The organism is Streptomyces jumonjinensis (genome assembly GCF_009600885.1).
In the GTDB taxonomy this organism is placed as follows: domain Bacteria; phylum Actinomycetota; class Actinomycetes; order Streptomycetales; family Streptomycetaceae; genus Streptomyces; species Streptomyces jumonjinensis.
The window spans coordinates 19,214-35,627 of sequence record NZ_VCLA01000170.1; the positions used below are offsets into that span (position 1 = coordinate 19,214).

Annotated in this window: 16 protein-coding genes, 1 tRNA gene and 3 pseudogenes; 9 read left to right on the plus strand and 11 right to left on the minus strand. The window is 68.4% G+C overall.

Going from position 1 to position 16,414, the window contains the following annotated elements; genetic code table 11:
• Positions 1-54 precede the first annotated feature (54 nt).
• Positions 55-411 (plus strand): VOC family protein, encoded by a 357-nt coding sequence (locus FF041_RS24920; RefSeq protein WP_323392641.1) that lies wholly within the window; start codon positions 55-57, stop codon positions 409-411.
• 42 nt (positions 412-453) lie between these two features.
• On the opposite strand, the pseudogene FF041_RS39320 reads toward FF041_RS24920, so the two are convergent.
• The 6 genes and pseudogenes from FF041_RS39320 to FF041_RS24950 form a co-directional block, all read right to left on the minus strand.
• Positions 454-567, minus strand: a pseudogene (locus tag FF041_RS39320) (alpha/beta hydrolase); the annotation flags it as partial.
• 87 nt (positions 568-654) lie between these two features.
• Positions 655-1,017 carry a hypothetical protein gene (locus FF041_RS24930; RefSeq protein ID WP_153524895.1) on the minus strand — a complete coding sequence of 121 codons (363 nt, stop codon included), beginning with the start codon at positions 1,015-1,017 and terminating at the stop codon, positions 655-657.
• A gap of 5 nt (positions 1,018-1,022) precedes the next feature.
• Positions 1,023-5,720, minus strand: a complete 4,698-nt coding sequence (locus FF041_RS24935; protein WP_323392643.1) for a putative T7SS-secreted protein — start codon at positions 5,718-5,720, stop codon at positions 1,023-1,025.
• A gap of 3 nt (positions 5,721-5,723) precedes the next feature.
• Positions 5,724-6,392: a hypothetical protein gene (locus FF041_RS24940; RefSeq protein WP_153524896.1), complete on the minus strand. Its 669-nt coding sequence runs from the start codon at positions 6,390-6,392 to the stop codon at positions 5,724-5,726.
• On the minus strand, positions 6,392-6,796 hold the full coding sequence (locus tag FF041_RS24945; protein WP_153524897.1) for a hypothetical protein: 405 nt from the start codon (positions 6,794-6,796) through the stop codon (positions 6,392-6,394). Before FF041_RS24945 ends, FF041_RS24940 begins: the two co-directional genes overlap by 1 nt.
• A 150-nt stretch (positions 6,797-6,946) precedes the next feature.
• Positions 6,947-7,168, minus strand: a complete 222-nt coding sequence (locus FF041_RS24950) for a hypothetical protein (RefSeq protein WP_153524898.1) — start codon at positions 7,166-7,168, stop codon at positions 6,947-6,949.
• Positions 7,169-7,293: 125 nt separating this feature from the next.
• Between FF041_RS24950 and FF041_RS40580 the strand changes: the two are divergent.
• Positions 7,294-7,974, plus strand: a pseudogene (locus FF041_RS40580) (PCC domain-containing protein); the annotation flags it as partial.
• 200 nt (positions 7,975-8,174) lie between these two features.
• Here the strand turns inward: FF041_RS40580 and FF041_RS24960 are convergent.
• Positions 8,175-8,798, minus strand: coding sequence for a nucleotidyltransferase domain-containing protein (locus FF041_RS24960; RefSeq protein ID WP_323392645.1), 624 nt, complete (start codon positions 8,796-8,798; stop codon positions 8,175-8,177).
• Between the two features lie 359 nt (positions 8,799-9,157).
• Between FF041_RS24960 and FF041_RS24965 the strand changes: the two genes are divergently transcribed.
• Together FF041_RS24965 and FF041_RS24970 are read left to right on the plus strand one after the other, a co-directional pair.
• Positions 9,158-9,643 carry a hypothetical protein gene (locus tag FF041_RS24965; protein WP_228388613.1) on the plus strand — a complete coding sequence of 162 codons (486 nt, stop codon included), beginning with the start codon at positions 9,158-9,160 and terminating at the stop codon, positions 9,641-9,643.
• Positions 9,644-9,649: 6 nt separating this feature from the next.
• Positions 9,650-10,681 (plus strand): glycosyltransferase, encoded by a 1,032-nt coding sequence (locus FF041_RS24970; protein WP_153524899.1) that lies wholly within the window; start codon positions 9,650-9,652, stop codon positions 10,679-10,681.
• Here FF041_RS24970 and FF041_RS24975 read toward each other — a convergent pair.
• Positions 10,678-11,724 carry a phosphotransferase gene (locus FF041_RS24975; protein ID WP_323392647.1) on the minus strand — a complete coding sequence of 349 codons (1,047 nt, stop codon included), beginning with the start codon at positions 11,722-11,724 and terminating at the stop codon, positions 10,678-10,680. The two genes, FF041_RS24970 and FF041_RS24975, sit on opposite strands and share 4 nt — an antisense overlap.
• Positions 11,721-12,194 (minus strand): NUDIX domain-containing protein, encoded by a 474-nt coding sequence (locus tag FF041_RS39330; protein WP_323392729.1) that lies wholly within the window; start codon positions 12,192-12,194, stop codon positions 11,721-11,723. The genes FF041_RS24975 and FF041_RS39330 overlap by 4 nt, the downstream gene beginning before the upstream one ends.
• Between FF041_RS39330 and FF041_RS40775 the strand changes: the two are divergent.
• Together FF041_RS40775 and FF041_RS24995 are read left to right on the plus strand one after the other, a co-directional pair.
• A pseudogene (locus tag FF041_RS40775) lies at positions 12,099-12,742 on the plus strand (winged helix-turn-helix domain-containing protein); the annotation flags it as partial. The gene FF041_RS39330 and the pseudogene FF041_RS40775 overlap by 96 nt on opposite strands.
• A 447-nt stretch (positions 12,743-13,189) precedes the next feature.
• Positions 13,190-13,405: a DUF6243 family protein gene (locus tag FF041_RS24995; protein WP_323392649.1), complete on the plus strand. Its 216-nt coding sequence runs from the start codon at positions 13,190-13,192 to the stop codon at positions 13,403-13,405.
• Between the two features lie 284 nt (positions 13,406-13,689).
• Here FF041_RS24995 and FF041_RS25000 read toward each other — a convergent pair.
• Positions 13,690-13,763, minus strand: a tRNA-Gly gene (locus tag FF041_RS25000).
• A 218-nt stretch (positions 13,764-13,981) separates the two neighbouring features.
• Here FF041_RS25000 and FF041_RS39340 point away from each other — a divergent pair.
• The 3 genes from FF041_RS39340 to FF041_RS25015 all read left to right on the plus strand — a co-directional run bounded on the left by FF041_RS39340 (position 13,982) and on the right by FF041_RS25015 (position 15,349).
• Positions 13,982-14,179, plus strand: a complete 198-nt coding sequence (locus tag FF041_RS39340; protein ID WP_153486440.1) for a hypothetical protein — start codon at positions 13,982-13,984, stop codon at positions 14,177-14,179.
• Positions 14,180-14,273: 94 nt separating this feature from the next.
• Entirely contained in the window at positions 14,274-14,849 is a 576-nt protein-coding gene (dcd, locus tag FF041_RS25010) for a dCTP deaminase (protein ID WP_323392651.1), read from the plus strand.
• 2 nt (positions 14,850-14,851) lie between these two features.
• A complete protein-coding gene (locus tag FF041_RS25015; protein WP_153524900.1) occupies positions 14,852-15,349 on the plus strand; it encodes a phosphoribosyltransferase in 498 nt (165 codons plus the stop codon).
• A gap of 80 nt (positions 15,350-15,429) precedes the next feature.
• On the opposite strand, the gene FF041_RS25020 is transcribed toward FF041_RS25015, so the two are convergent.
• Complete coding sequence (locus tag FF041_RS25020; RefSeq protein WP_323392653.1) at positions 15,430-16,386, minus strand: Yip1 family protein; 957 nt, start codon at positions 16,384-16,386, stop codon at positions 15,430-15,432.
• Positions 16,387-16,414: the final 28 nt, after the last annotated feature.

A 16,414-nucleotide genomic window follows, 5' to 3' on the forward strand; every position in this document is an offset into this window, starting at 1 on the left:
CATGGGCCGCATGGGCCTCATGGGCCGCTCCCCGACGCAGAGGAGAACCGCCGAGTGCTGCACGGCATCCGCACCGTCATGATCTTCGTCGACGACCCCGAAGCCGCCGCCCGCTGGTGGGGCGGCATCTTCGCGGCCGAGGTCAAACTGGACGTCAACGGCGCCTCCGTCTACGCCTGGCTCGACCTCGGCGGCCTGGAGCTCGGCTTCCACCCCGCTTCCCCCGAGGCCAACCCCCATGGGGCAAGCACCGTCCCCTACTGGCCGGTCGAAGACCTCGACACCGAACGCGAGCGCCTCCTCACGGCCGGCTGCACCCACCACCGCGGCCCCCTCGACGTCGAACCCGGCCGCCGCGTCTGCCAACTCGTCGACCCGTTCGGCACCGTCTTCGGCCTCGACGGTCCCTGACCCACCATGCCCCCGCCAACCAGCCGCCCGCTCCTGCCGACTTCACCGGCTGAGCAGGTCCTGGAGGGCTTCGGCGACCTGATCCGGAGCCTCCTCGGCCATGGAATGGCCGCAGGCGACAGTCCTGTGTCGCAGATCGGGCACCCAGGCACGCCACCGCTCCTGACGAGAGTCGACGGACCATCACATCAAATCAGGGTTCACCGGCTCGTGACCCTGGTCGCTACATGGGCTTCATGAGCTTCATGAAGAGGAGAGGATATTTCGCTTCTCCGTCTCATAAACCTCAAGCGCCTGCCGCTGGTGATCGTAATAGGACTCCCAGAATCCCGGCTGATTCCATGATTCCGGACGCAAGGCGAATGATCCGGTATCGAACTGGAAGTAACGCCATGCCGATGGCAAGGCGTGGGAGGTCACCGTGAACGCTCTGCTGTCGAAGAGCGCGGAATCCTCTCCCTCGATGAATTCGACCCGGAATAGTGCGCTCTTTCCGCGGCGAGCAAAAATCTCAAGGATTACATACTCTCGCCCCTCTTTGAGGGCGTCGATACCCTGCAAGATCTCTGAGTCCGATGTCTGTGGAGGTGTGAAGCGGGCGCGCATGTGCATCACCTTCTGTTCATGACGACCTTGTAGTCATAGTTCAAAACTCTTCCCGTCTCGGGATTGTAATAATAATGCACCTGGAAGTCGCCATAAGGTGACTGGTGCGTCCTCGTGCTGTACTTGCCCCAATCGCTGATTTGGCTGCCGTCAGAGGTCATGAGATCGCGCACCACTGGGTTGCCGATATCCTCGCCGGCGATCACTCGGCGGGAATCTGTGATGGCCTGTGGAGTGAGCCATCCATTCTCGTTGAAGATGGATTCCGCAGATTCTCTGCGTAGTTGATCGGCCAGCTGCTGCCCTTCTGCTGAACCCGGCGTGAAGTTTTCGTTTGTGTCCTTGCCCTCCTTGCCTGTGTCGTTCAGGCATCGTGGAGCCAGTCCCAGCGGGTCGGTCCATGTGTGGGGATTGTGTACGTAGGTGTCCGGATTCGGAGCCGGTGCCAGGCCCAGTGGGTCCGGTGTCAGATATCGGGCGGTCTCAGGGTCGTAATGGCGGAAGTAGTTGTAGTGGAGGCCGGTTTCGGGGTCGTGGTACTGGCCGGGGAAGCGCAAGGGGGTGTAGGCGGTGGCGTCGCGGTTCCAGGCAGTGGCGCCCCAGAGGGTGGTGCGGGTGTGCCAGGCCAGTTCGCCCGTCTCGTCGATGAGTTCGGTGGGGGTGCCGATGACATCGGTGCTGATGGCGAAGAAGCGTTGATCGATCACCGACTGGGGAGCGTGGGCGTCGAGGATGCGTTCGGTCTGGGCGAGCGGTCGCAGACCCTGGTGGTCCCAGGTGAGGGCGATGGGGTTCGGCAGCTCCGGCGCGGTGGCGGTCTGTTCGCAGAGGGTGGCGCCGTCCCAGGTGAAGAGGGTTTCCTCGACGACTGTCGCACCGTCGTCGGAGAGGCGTTGCTTGGCGGTGCGGCGGCCCAGCGGGTCGTACCGATAGCGCCAGCGGGCGCCGTCGGGGGTGGTGACGGCGGTGAGACGGTCCTCGGCGTCCCATGTGTAGCGCCAGGTGTCGGGTCTGCGGGACAGACGGGTCTTCTGGCGCAGGGTGATGCGGCCGGCCCGGTCGTGTTCGTACCGGACGCCGCCGGCCCGGGTGATCTTCGTCCCGGTGTAGGTGCGGGGTCCGGTGGCTTCCTGGCCGGGGTGGGAGGCGGGCCAGGAGGCGCTGCTCTGGTTGCCGGCCTCGTCGTAGGCGTAGGACTCGGTCCAGCCTTCGGCCGCCACGGTCGTGACCCGGCCCCCGGCGTCGAGGTCGAAACGGGAACGGCCGCGCAGGGAGTCGTCGACGGCGGTGAGATGGCCGTCGGCGCGGTAGGTGTAGGCGCGGTGGTTCAGCGTGCGGTCGCCCGTGGTGAGACGCTGGTCGGTGAGTCGGCCCGCTGGGTCCCAGGCCGACGTGATGGTGAGGGTGTCGCCGAAGGCACGTTCGCGTTCGCGTCCGGACGCGTCGCGGGTGAAGGTGATGCGGCGCTCGCCCGCGGTGAGATGAATGCGCCGTCCGGCGGCGTCGTAGCCGTAGTCGGTGCGCTGGCCGGTGGGGGTGATGCGGTGGGTGCGGCGGCCGAGAGCGTCGTATCCGTAGGTGGTGACCCGGCCGTCGACCATCTCCGTTTTGAGCAGTCCGCGCCGGTCGTACTGGTGGATCAGCTCGCTCTCCGGGCCGGCGGCGTGGGTCAGGCGTCCGGCCGGGTCGTAGGCGTAGGTCGTCACCTGCCCCGCCGCGTCCTTGCGGAGTACCCGGCCGAGGGGGTCGCGCAGGAAGGCGATCTCTGCGCCGAGGGCGTCGGTACGGCTGGTGACCTGTCCGGCTGCGTCGAGGGCGTAGGTGAGGACGCGTCCGTCGAAGTCGGTCTCCGACGTCAGGCGTCCGGCCTGGTCATAGGCGTAGGACCAGGTGAGGCCCTGGGGGTTGGTGACCTGTGTCAGACGGAGCCCGGCGTCGTGGGCGAACTCGTAGCGGACCCCGTCAGGGTTGGTGCGGACGCTCAGGAGATCGAAATGGGTGTAGGCGAAGCGGGTGGTCTGGCCCAGTGGGTCGGTGTGGCTGGTGCAGTTGCCCTCGCCGTCGTACGTCCAGGACTCGGTCGAGCCATCGGGTCTCGTCCGGAGTGACAGCTCGCCGTCGGCGCTCCATTCGAGGGCGGTGGTCTGGCCGAGGGCGTCCGTGACACGTACGGCGCGGCCGAAGGCGTCGTAGGTGTGACGGATGGTGCCGCCGAGGGGATCGACGACCTCGATGGGCAGCCCCGCCCGGTCGCAGCGGACCGTGGTCACGGCGCCCAGCGGGTCGGTGACCGAGACGAGCCGGCCGCTGTCGTCGTAGACGTACGCCGTCCGGTTCCCGGCGTGGTCAGTGGCCGAGGTCCGGTTGCCGCGTTCGTCGTACTCCTGCTGCCAGCGGACGCCGTCCGGGCCGGTGAACTCTGTGACCAGCCCGAACTCATCACGCACTCCGCGTGCTTCGCTGCCGTCGGGGCGGGTGACGGCGGTGGGCCGGCCGTTCTCGTCGTAGGTGTAGGCGGTGGTGCGGCCGAGCGGGTCGGTGCGGGTGAGTTGGTTGCCGCGGGTGTCGTAGGTGTGGCGGGTGGTGTGGCCGAGGGGGTCGGTGGTGGCCAGGACGCGGCAGCCGTCGCCGATGAGGTGGCGGGTGGTGTGGCCCTCGGCGGTGGTGAGGGTGGTGGTGCGGTGGCCGGTGGCGGGATCGGGGTCGCTGTAGGAGAGGGTGAGCCGGAAGTGACCGGCCTCGCCGCCTTCGGCGATCACGCGGTGCCGGTCGTCGTAGGCGTAGTCGTAACGGCTGTCATTGGAGTCGATCCAGGCCGTGACCCGGTGGTGCTCGTCGTACTCGAAGGTGAGAACGGCGCCGGAGGGCTTGGTGACGGTGGTGAGGTCGCCGTCGGTGTAGCCGTACGTCCGTACCGGGTGGATCTCGTCGCCGTCGACCAGACAGAGGCCGGTCAGCCGGCCGTCGGCGGTGGTGAGCGCCAGGTGGTAGCCGGCGGAGTGGACGAGGGCGAGGGGGGTGCCGTCGTCGGTGCGGTCGATGGTGATGGTGTTCTGGTTGCGGTCGCTGATCTGGACGAGCCAGGCGCGGCCGTCGTCGCCGGGGCCGGTCCCGGGCGGTGCAGTGAAGTGGCGTATATGTCCGGTTTCGGGGCCGGTGATCGTGTAGTCGCCGTTCGCGTCCCGTGCCAGCCGATCGCGAGCTGTCCCGTTCTCGGGGAGGGTGGGGACCCCGGGGACGGGGTGGGGGTAGGCGATGAGACGGCCGTCGGCGGTGATGTGGATGACGCCGGCCGCGTCGATCTCCAGGCGTTCGTCGACGGTGGAGGACCAGGAGGGGCCGAGGAAACGTCCCTGGGTGTAGCCGGATTCGACACGGCGGGTGAAGGCGAGGGGAAGGGTGCCGGGGAGGACGACATCGGTCTGGGGGAGGAACATCCGGCCGGTCGCGAGGTCGACGGGGTCGGTGCCGGTGGTGGTCTTGTCGTCGTCGGTACGGTTGCTGGTCCCCGGCGGCGCGTCGTCGACCGCCCGGCGGGCGCCTGCGAGATCGGCGGCCTCCTTCGCGACCCGGGTGACCTTGACACCGGCTCCGGCGCCGCCGGTCGCGGCGGTCAGCAGCAGATCGGGGACGAGCCGGCCGAGCCCTTCGGCGGGGTCCTTCATGAACCCGTCGATCATCTGCTTGCCCGCGCCCCAGGGGTCATTGGCGACCATGACCAGCCCGGCGGCCGTGTTGTTGAGCGCGAGGGCGTACTCGGCGGGGTGGGTGATGTTGTACGGGTCGACGGGGTTCACGCTGCGGACGAAGTTCACCAGCCCGGCGGTCCCCTTGACGATGCCCGCGCCGGCGTGGGTCTGAAGGATCTCGTACTCGGCCAGGCCGTCCGCCATCTGCGCGGCGTACGACGGCTTGGGAGGCGCCGCGTCCCGTGCCGCGGCCACCGCGCCGCGGGCGGTCTCGGCGGCGGTGTTCCGCTGCTTCCGGGCCTCGGCGATGAGCTCCTGGGCCTCCTCCATCTGCGCCTTGCCCGGATCGGTGAACTCACCCGGCCTCGGCGGAAGCGATGAGGGATCCCGCTGGTCGGCGGGCTGGGCGTTATAGCGGTCGGCGGCGCTGTTGTAGGCGTCGACCTTCGCCTTGTGCGCGTCCAGGGCGTCCTCGGACGCCTTCGTCCCGGCCTTCCACTTGTCGATCGCGGTCTGCGCCTGCCCCTGCGCCCACTCCACCGTCCCGGCGAAGGCTTCCAGCGCTCCGGCGGCCTTCCCGAACGCGTCCGCGCCCTTGAACCACTTCGGCGGCTCGATCTTCACCGTCGCCCGGAAGGCGTCCGCGGCCTGGCCCTTGAGCGCGGAGGAGTCCAGTCCGCCGAGGCCCTTGCCGACGTTGTCGAACGCCTTCTGGAGATCCTTGAGATGGGATGCGCTGGAGCGGAGCTTCGACGGCGATCCATGGACCAGTTTCGTCTTGTCCTCGCTCTGCCCGAGATCGAGCTCGTCGACCTGGGCGCCCATGCGGTTGGCGAGGGAGCGGGACTTGTCCCGGACCCAGTCGGAGCCGGACTCCCAGCCGACGTCGTCGAGCCGGTCGGCGGTCCAGTCCCCGGCGTCCTCGACCCGGTCGCCGACCCACTCGGTCCCCTTCTCGATCGTGTTCTCCACCGAATCCGGCGTGAGATCACTGACGATGTCCCCGATGCCCACGGCTCAGCTCTCCCCGTCGCCCTGCTCTTGTTGCTGTTGCTGTTGCTGTTGCTGCTGTGCCCGCTCCGCCGGCGACGGCCCGAACGTCTCGTCCACCGCCCGGTCGAACTGCCCCTGATCGACCCCGACCAGATCGTTGATCGCGCTCGTACGCCGGCCGCCGATGCCCTCGGTCAGCACCGCCCGACCGGTGTCCTGCCACGTCTGGCCGGCCTCGTCCGCCGCCCGCTCGAACGACTCCCGGCTGTAGTCCGGGTCCAGATAGTCGGGCCTCAGTACATCGCCCCACTTCTGCCGGGTGATCTCGTCCTCGGAAGCGTGTGGATTCCCGACGGCCGCGTTCAGCGCGATCTTCATCGTGCCCTCGACGTACCGGTCCTCCTCCCACACCAGCCCGGCCGCCAGCCCCAGCTTCGCCGCGATCGTGTTCGCGTCCTGGACCAGGGCGCGTACGCCCCACTCCCAGCGCTCGCAGAAGTCCTCGAACTCCGTCGACAGGCCAGGGTGCCCGGCCTCCATCCCCGTCATCGACAGCTCCGAGAGCCCCTTGCCCATGAGCGACCCGGTGCCGGTGCCGATCTCTCCCAACTCGGCGATCGCGGCCCGCAGGCCCTGGGTGATCCGCTGGACGCTCTCCCTGCCGACGCCGAGATCCTCGGCTCCGCCCCCCATCAGCCCCGACCTTCCACGTCCACGTCCACGGCTACCGTGTCCGGCACGATGCCCGCCACCGGCGGAAACAGCATCGATCCGGCCCCGTCCGCGACATTGACCGCCACCCCGGCGGGCGCCCCCAACGCCGGAACGACCTCATCCAGCAACCGGGCCCCGCGCACCTCGGCGAACTCCCACTCCCGCCCGGACTCCCCCCGGGCCGCCGCGAACCGCGCGAGCGCCTCCTGGTCGGTGAACCCGCAGACCCACCGCACCCCGCCGAACTCCGCCGTCCACAACCCCCCGCCGTCCAGGGGCACCAGCACCAGAGCCCGCCGCAACTCCCCGACCAACTCCCGAGGATCCCCCACCCCCGCCCGCCGCTCGGCGATCCGCGCCAGGAGATCCGCCCCCGCAGCCATGTCAGCGCCCCCTTCGATGGTCGAGACCCGATAGGCACCGTAGGACACCCGCGAGGAGGTCGGCCACCGGATCAGCGGCGGACCAGAGCGGCTCCTCGGCCACCGCTGCCGGGTGAGGCCCGGAAACGCCGGGCAGGGAGTGGTCGGTGCCTACCGCCGGCGTCCGATACCCAATACGACCAGCAGACCTGTCAGCAGTGCGCCGAGCGAGCCCGCCGTACTCCCGCCGTCCTGCTTTCCGAACACGACCAGAATCACGTACGCCCCGACGGCGATGGTGATCAGCAGGACGGCTACCCACCAGGGAACGGGCGGGTCTGCGTGGTGCCGCTGTTCCGGTTCGGAGGAGTCAGAGAGGGGATTCGATGTCACCCGAGGAGCCTCCCGTTCAGCCCAGTCGCGCCCGGCGGCGATCGCCTCTGGATAGCGTCCCGGCAGTAGCCCAAAATGACTAGCCCATAAGGGCTATTGACATTGCATCTTGAACGAGATGCGGGATGGGTGATTTTTGGAGTCTGTACCGAGGCGGCACCCGCGCCGACCCGCCGGCCGCCGCCGGGCCGAGTACGACACCGAGTGAACCATCCCCGCAGGCGCGGGGCCGACGCGGACCGGCGCGACGCCGCACTCCTGATGCTCGAACCACCCCCGCAGGCGCGGGGCCGACCTCTGCGCCGCCACCGCTGTGCTGGCCTTCCTCGGACCACCCCCGCATCGGCAACGGCCCGGTCCTGTCCGACACGTACGGATTCCCCGGTTCCGAGAAGGACCTCCTCGGACGAGGACTCATCGGTGCCGGAGACGTCGGTCCGTACCAGGCGCGGCTCCTGCTGCACGCCCTGCTCGCCCAGGGCGCCGACGGGTCGGCGGTCCGCGAGACCTTCACCACCGCCTCCGCCCGCTGGCCCCACCTCTACAGGAGACACCCGCACACGCGTGCTCATGAGCTGACTGTCGGCCGTACCTTCGGCGTCACCTTCGACCACGGGGAGGACTTCTTCGAGGCGCTGTCCACCTTCTGCCAGGACAACGGCGTACGGCAGGGCTACATCCCCTCGTTCATCGGAGCCTTCTCGGAGGCCGAGATCGTGGGTGCCTGTGAGGAGCTCGCTGACCCGGACGCACCGGTCTGGGCGAAGACGTACGTCACCAACGTCGAGGCGTTCGGTGCGGGCATCCTCGCCCATGACCCCGGCACCGGCGGGATACTCCCGCACATCCACGTCTCCGCCGGCTTGAAGGGCCCAGCCGGCCGACGGCAGGACGAGCCACCTCCTCAGTGCCAAGGTCCAGTTCCTCAGCGAGCTGCTGATCGTGGAGGTCATGTCGCCCACGATGACCCGGCCCCGGAACCCCGACCTCTACGACGTTCCGCTGCTCACGTTCGGCTGACCGGAAGGAGCCGGCGAAGCCAGGGGTGGCCTGGGGTAGTCACGTTGATCGCGTCTGCCAGCCAGGCGCGTGCCGGAGCGTCGAGCAGCGGCAGTACCGCTTCGAAGTCGGTCTCGTCTTTGTCCCGGGTGGCCTTCGCCTTGTAGAAGAGCTGCACCTCGGGCGTGAGATACGGGATGCCCGTCTCGCTCGTTTTCCCGAGTCGGTCGATCGGGAGCCGGATCTCCTGGGTGCGCCGCGAGACCCACTGAGTGCCCTCGGCCTCGTCCAGCATGAGCTGCACCGACCAGGGCGCCGCGGGTGTGCGGCGGCACCAGATGTCGTGGAGCGGCGGCCGAAGGACCTCACCAGGAGGCCACGGTCGCAGCTTCCCCCGGCCGGGCGGGTCCGCCACGAACAGGTCCCAACCGGACATGACTTCGCATACGCGGGCCTGGTCACGCCGGAGGACCAGGACATCGAGATCACCGTGCGGGCGTAGTTCACGACCGACCGCCAGCTCGATCGCGTATCCGCCGGCGATCCACCAGGGGAAGTCCGCCTTGGCGAAGATCGTGGCCACTTCCTCGGGATGATGCGGCACCCAGCGCCCCAACACGTCATCACTCACCTGCCCATACTTTCAGGGACGTGGCGGTCGGATGCGAAGGCAAGCGGGAGACGAACGCTTCGGACCAGAATTCTTGTGGCCCGTTCGTCCCGGGCTCATAAACGCCCATGGGCGGCAGGGGTACCGACGGCCGTCGTTGAGCTTGTAGCACCCCGGCCGTGTGGCCGGCCCCTCCCCCGGGTCCGCTTGGCGAAGGGGTTTCAGGCCTCGTACGCCTTCCGGTGGCATGCCGTTGCTCTGCCACGACTACGCCGGAGCCGGGAGAGATTTCCACTGACGTCACCCGCAGGAGGTCCGCCGTCCGATGGTCGCGTTGTGCAGGCGGGGCCGACGGCCGTCCTACGCGGACCAGGGGGGCGATGTTGTGGATGTGGTCGTCGGTGTGGCGGACGGCGGCCCAACTCGCCGCCTTCGACAGGTTCATGGTGATCGAAGCGACCCGCGTCGCCGAGGCCGCCGCGAACGGCAGGCAGCTCGTCATCCTCGACCGCTCCGTAGACACCCTCCTCGCCCACGCCTACGCCCTGGACGCCCTGTTCGGGTACGGCGTCCACCGCCAGCTCCGCGACCGGCTCGAAGCGCTCCCGTTCCTGCGCCCCGACCACACCCTCTACCTCGACGTACCGGCCGAGACGCTCCACCTCCGCCGGAAGACCGCTGGTCACACCGCCGCCGAGTCCGAGTACTTCCTCCACGAGCCCGGCTTCCTCCACCACGCCCGCGACTACTTCGTCCATACGCCCCGCCGGCCCGTGACGCGAGAGCTCACGGTTCTGGCCGCCGACGGGTGCCCGGACGAAGTCGCCCAGGCCGTGGAAGCCCTCGTCGCCTTCTGGGCGAGGTGACCGCCGATGCCCACCGCTCTCTTCGCCTGGCGCCGCACCCCGCCCCCTTTCCTCATCGGCGGCGCCGAGGTCACCCAGCAGCTCCTCGCCGAAGAACTTGCCGCCGCCGGCTGGCATGTCACCTACCTCGGCTCGCACGAGGCGCCCTGGGACGGAGCCACCCGGCTCCCCGACATGCGCGCCCACCTGGACAAGCATCGCGTCCCGTACGACGAGGAAGAAGGCGCCCTGCGCTACCGGTGGAACGGGGTCGAGTGTGCTGCATTGATGCAGAACAACGTAGAGCACGCGCTCGGGGGCCTCCTGGGCGCTCTCCGCCCCGACATCGTGTTCACCGCCCAGGAAGGCTCGGCGCGGCTGGCGGAACTGGCCAGTCCGACCACGCTCGTCGCCGGCCTGCTGCACTCCGTCTCCGCCACCGGCCTGGGGGTGCTCGCCGGCCGCCCCCACTACGGGCTGGCCGTGTCGGAGTGCGTCCGCGACCGAGCACCCCACACGCCCGGCACCCGTATCGGCGTCGTGTACCCTCCGTTCTCCTGCCCCGGACCGGCCACGGACACGGCGCGCACCGCGGCCGTACTCATGGTCAACCCCATCCCCGCCAAGGGCTCCGAGCTGCTGCACCAGCTCATCCGTCTCATGCCTGAGCAGCGCTTCACCCTCGTCGAAGGCTGGTGGGACACCTCAGCCGACTTCGCGGCCTATCCGAACGCCACGTATGTGCCCCGCGTCTACGGCATGGAGCCGCTGTACCGCCGCCACCAACTGCTTCTGGTCCCGTCCACCGTGGAAGACGCCTTCCCCCGTGTGATCGTCGAGGCCGCCCTTCACGGCGTCCCGAGCATCGGCACCGAACGGGGCGGGATTCCCGAAGCCATCGGTGATGAGGGCATCGTCCTGCCCGTCACCGCTGGTCCCGAGGCGTGGGCGCGAGCGATCCGAGACGTCGACCACGAAGCGCTGGGGGAGCGGGCTCGGAGCAGAGCGGCACGGTTCACACGCCCGTGCCTGCCGGAGCTCCGGGAACTGGGGATCTAGGGAGCGCCGACGAACGCTCGCTCCACCTCGTCGAGCCGTTCTGTCCACCGGTGAAGGAGCGCCTCGTCGGCGATGAACAGGTCGTCGCAGGAGTGGTCATGCCGGTCGTAGTGGAATTCGAGCTGCCAGAAGTCCGTCATCCGCTTCCACCACAGGCGGCGTGCGGCGTCGAGCAGCGTGGCCGGTTCCAGAGGGAGCACCGACCGGTAGCCGTCCACGAAGGCCGACACCCGTCCCAGATCGAAGACGCCCTCGACCCCGAACTGCACCTGCGCCGTACGAACGACTTCCTCCGCGTACGGGCGAATGCCCAGCCGGTCCCAGTCCAGGACGGCAACCAGCTCGCCGTCCGCCCAGAGGACGTTGCGGTACTGGAAGTCGCCGTGCGTCCAGCCATGCGGGCCCGCAGCGGCATCTCCCTCGGGGCGCAGGTGGGCGTGCTTGCCGAGGAGGATCTTGCGCTCTTCGAGGGCAACGCCCGTAGCCACGTCGAAGCTGTCACCTACACCCCGGGCTGACACCGCTCGGGCAAGCCGGTCGGCCTTCTGGAGTGCTCGCCCGGGCTCCGTCACCTTAGCGGTGACCGAGGCAGGCACGGCGGGCAGTCCGGCCTCATCGGCAGCATGGCCGAGCGCCGTATGGAGTCGGGCAAGGTGCGCGCCGAACTCGGACGCCTGCGCCAGCGACAGGTCGGTTCCACGCACGTGGCCCCCAGCCGACCAGGGGAACAGGCAGTAGCCGCTACCGCAGACCTCGGCGATCACATCGCCGTGAACGGTGGAGAGCGGGACGCATGTGGGGACGCCGTGCGAGACGAGGATGGGGAGGACTGCGAGATTACGACGCAGTCGATCGATCGGCACGTCGGTGACCCGCTTCAGAGCGAACCTCCCGGCCCGGGTGTCCAGCCGCCAGTTCACGTTCATGAGGCCATCGGTGAGGTGCTGCTGATCCAGCACCTCACCGATGTCGAACACCCTGATCAGCTCGACAAGATCATCTGCGGGGATGCGCGTCCTGTCCGCCACGTTCGCGTCGGTCACCCAGGCGACGATATGGGAGTCAGACGCTCAGGCGCACGAGGAGCACTGGACTGCTCCAGGTGGAAAGAGTGCCGGTGCTGGATCTCGAACCGGTACGGGCTGATGTCGTACTCGGTCTCGCCCAGCTTGCAGACGATCTTGAAGTCCGACAGGCCGGTCTCCTCACGGGCCTCGCGCAGAGCGGCGGCCTCCGGAGTCTCACCGGGACGGATGCTGCCCGCGGGAACCTGGATGCCTACCTCCTCGTAGGAGTAGTCGGTGTGGCGGAACACCAGCAGACGCCCATCGCGCACGACGTAGACCAGGACCCTTTCCTTCGTGACCCTCTCGGGCTGGCGAAACCTCCACTTGGTACAGGAGTTGACGCGGTGCGCTCGCGTGGTCCGGCGTCCCGGCCGAAGCTGAGCGGTGTGCTGTTCGCTGTGCTCGAGGAGGAGTTGGCCAAAGGCCCGGCTGCTCCACGGGCGGATCGGAGATGGACGCTGGCCAGGATCAAGACGCTGATCGGCCGCCGGTTCCACAAGTCCATGACCTTGTCGGGGATCTCCCAGATGCTGCGGCGGCACGGATGGAGTCATCGGGTTCCGGCCCGTCGTGCGGTCGAGCGTGATGAGGAGACGGTCGCCGGCTGGGTGAAGGACGTGTGGCCACATGTGGAACCACCGCGGCGGCGCTCGGGGCCTGGATCGCCTTCGAAGACGGGGCCGGATTCTCGATGACGCCGCCGACCTCACGCACCTGGAGCCGACGCGGGAGTACTCCGGTCATCCGGGTCCGCGGCCGTTCCCGGCGCCGATTCTCCATCGCGGCCCTGTGCTGCTACAAACCCGGCGAACGCTCCCGCCTCATCTACCGTCCCAAACGGCATACCGACCACAGGAGCGGGGGCCGCAAGAGCTTCGCCTGGACCGAGTACCGCGACCTCCTCATCGCCGCCCACCACCAGCCCGGCAGCCCGATCGTCCTCATCTGGGACAACTTGAACGTCCACAAGGATCGCCGGATGCGGGCCTTCATCGACGCAATCCACCGCGCAGCCCGGTCCCAGTCGTCTGGAGTGGAGGCGTCTCCCGCCAGAACCCCGGTCTCCGCCCCCGCCATGCAGCCAACGAGGACACGGGGACGACGGTCAAAGGGCCGCTGACAACGCCCCCGGCGGCCCAGTAGCGCCCATCTGGACCTGCCCCGGGCGGGCAGCGACCACCGGCGGATGCTGGCGGTGCTGAGATTGCCGGAAGGAAACGGCTGGCCCCAGGTGCTTGCCGAAGGCCCGGCCGACACCCGGGCGGCGAAAAGCTTGGTGTGCGGGGCCGATGGAACCAGGTAACGTCTTTGTCATATTTCTTCCAGACGCCGATTTACGAGTGAGTGTGCGATGGGCCCCTGCTTGACGCCCTTCGACGTCGTCGCGCCCGTCCCCACCGATGAATCCGTAGATCACTTCACACCATTACCGGGAGGACCCGTGACCGTGAGCAAGAACATCAACAACCCCGTGGGCATGGGCGGCGGGCAGCGCAAGAAGCTCTCCCGCGCCGAACGGCAGAACAACGGTCCGCACCGCAACCTCGACCGCCAGGGTGCCGCCGATCAGAAGGCGGAGCTGGTGCGCAAGATGCGCGAGAAGGCAGGCGCAGCTGAGGACGCCGGGCAGACGGGCGACGACACCGCACAGAGCTGACGCACCGCCGCCGCACGGCGGCACCGTGCGGGGCAGGGCCGGGCTGCCCAGAATGCCCGAGACCTGGTTGCCATCGCGGTGCTGCGCAAGTGATGCGGGACTCCGGAATAGGTTTGGACAACGCTGATCGAGGTTGGCTGCTTCCAGCCCCCGTTGAGCATCGTCATGTCCTGCACCTCGCCGGGGACGCTCTCCGGGTGCGTCGTGGTGCGCCAGTGGTGCGAGGTCCCGGAATTGGTCTAGACAACAACAAAGCCCCGGGCCGCTGGCCTGGGGCTTTTCTCTGGAGCGGGTGACGAGAATCGAACTCGCGCTCTGAGCTTGGGAAGCTCATGTTCTACCATTAAACTACACCCGCGCAGCGGACCGGTGATCCAGTGCCGCAGTGTTGCTCACTCTACCTCATCCCTGGCCCGGGGCGGATGACCCCCCGATTTCCGTCCGCTCCCGTGGCTCGATGTGACTGCGCCAGGCGGCAGTTGAGGCGTAGCGTTGGGTGCGGAGTGCCGCTCGTGAGGGCGTGGAGTTCATCCCCTAATGTGGTTGTTCGTCCGCATTCGTTGGGGAAGGGACTCGATGGATTTGATGGAGCGCACCGTCGTCCGCTGTGCCGAGGGGCATGTATTCGCCACCGCTTCGTTTCCGATGCAGCAGCTCGGGGCCGGGCGGATCGGGCCCGGGCGGCTTATTCGGTGTCCGCGGTGTGCGCGGTTGCGGCATGCCGTGATCGTGGAGTCCGCCAACAGTGGTAGCGATGGGTCCGTGGAGCGGTAGCGGTGAGTCCGCCACGCGGTAGCCGATCGTGAGAATGGAGCGCGCGGTGCTGTCCGAGTAGGGCGGGTCCGCGCGCTCTGCGTATCCTCGGGGGGTGCTTCTCTCAGACAAGGACATCCGGGCCGAGATCGACGCCGGACGGGTGCGCATCGACCCGTACGACGAATTCATGGTGCAGCCTTCGAGCATCGATGTGCGGCTGGACCGCTACTTCCGTGTGTTCGAGAACCACCGCTATCCCCATATCGACCCCGCGGTCGAGCAGCTCGATCTCACGCGGACGGTCGAACCGGAAGGTGACGAGCCGTTCATCCTCCACCCGGGGGAGTTCGTTCTCGCATCGACCTATGAGGTCATCTCCCTTCCCGACGATCTCGCCTCCCGGCTGGAGGGAAAGAGCTCCCTCGGGCGGCTCGGGCTCGTCACCCATTCCACCGCCGGGTTCATCGACCCCGGATTCTCCGGGCATGTCACCCTCGAACTGTCCAATCTCGCGACCCTGCCGATCAAGCTCTGGCCCGGGATGAAGATCGGCCAGCTCTGTATGTTCCGGCTGAGCTCGCCCGCCGAGTTCCCGTACGGCAGTGAGCGGTACGGGTCCCGTTATCAGGGACAGCGCGGGCCCACCGCGTCCCGTTCGTTCAAGAATTTCCACCGGACGCAGGTGTGAGCATGAGTGACGTACGAGAGAACCTGACCTACGACAGGTTCGGCGGCGCGATCCGGGAGCTGGCGCAGACCATCGCCGATGACGGGTACGAGCCCGACATCGTGCTCTCCATCGCCCGGGGCGGAGTCTTCGTCGCCGGCGGTCTCGCCTACGCGCTGGACTGCAAGAACATCCATCTGGTGAACGTCGAGTTCTACACGGGCATCGGCACCACCCTGGAAATGCCCGTCATGCTGGCGCCCGTGCCCAACGCCATCGACTTCTCGGACAAGAAAGTCCTCATCGCCGACGACGTCGCCGACACGGGGAAGACGCTCAAGCTCGTGCACGACTTCTGTGTCGACCATGTCGCCGAAGTGCGCTCCGCGGTCATCTACGAGAAGTCGCACTCCCTGGTGAAGTGCGAATACGTCTGGAAGCGCACCGACGACTGGATCAACTTCCCCTGGAGTGTGGAGAAGCCCGTCGTTCGCAGAAGCGGACAGGTGCTCGACGCGTAGCCGATGCGCGTGGACATGGATAGTGGACATGGATAAGGGGAGGCCCCGCCGTCGAAACGGCGGGGCCTCCCCTCTTCAAGTCAGATCGTGCCGAGCTTGATGATCGACAGCAGCGCTATCAGCTGGATCGCCGACGCCCCCAGCGCCTTCGGCCACGGCAGATCGTGCGACTTGCTCACCATCGTGGTGAACAGCACTCCCGCCGCCAGCCAGGTCACCCAGCCCAGTACCTGCACCAGCCCGTTCTCGCCGCCCAGGAACATCGCGAAGAGCAGCCGCGGGGCGTCCGTGATCGACATGATCAGCATCGAGAAGCCGACCGTGGGCTGCCACGCTCCCGTGCCGCCGAGCTGGCGGGCCAGGGTGTGGGTCACCGCGCCCATGATCATGCCGCCGATCGTGAACGCGACCCCCGTCGTCAGGACATAGGGGATCGCCGTCGAGATCGTGGCGTTGATCGTATCCTCGCGCGCCTTGTCGAAGCCGAAGATCGCGAGCATGCCGTACAGGAAGGTGACCAGCAGCGCGGGGCCCCACACGGCGTAGTCCCGCATCTGCCAGAACGTCGCGCCCGGGCGCAGCACGATCCCGCTCAGCAGCTGCTTCCACGGCAGCCGGGGGCCCGCCGGGGGCGCGGGCGCGTTCCCGGCCTGGTAGGTCGCGCCCTCGCCATAGGGGTCGGCCACGTTGAACGCCTGGGTGTGGCCCGGGTGGTTCGCATACGGGTCCGGGCCCTGGCCCTGGCCGCCGTGGGGCGGCTGTGGCGCGTACTGCTGATGGGGCTGCTGGTGGGGCTGCTGGTACGGGTCGCCGAAGTACTCCGGCTCCCCGTGCGCGCCCTGCTGGCCCCCGTATCCGTAACCGCCCTGGCCCTGGGGGCCCCGGTGGCCGCCCGAGCTCTGGGGCCACTGCGGTGGTTGCTGCTGCTGCGCATACGGCGGCGCCGCCCGGCCGCCCCCATGCGGTGGCGGTGCCTGCTGCGGTTGCTGCTGCTGCGTGCGGTTGTCCCGGCCGCGTCCGATCCTGAATCCAGCCACGCTCTCGAACGTACCCGCTCCGGCCCCG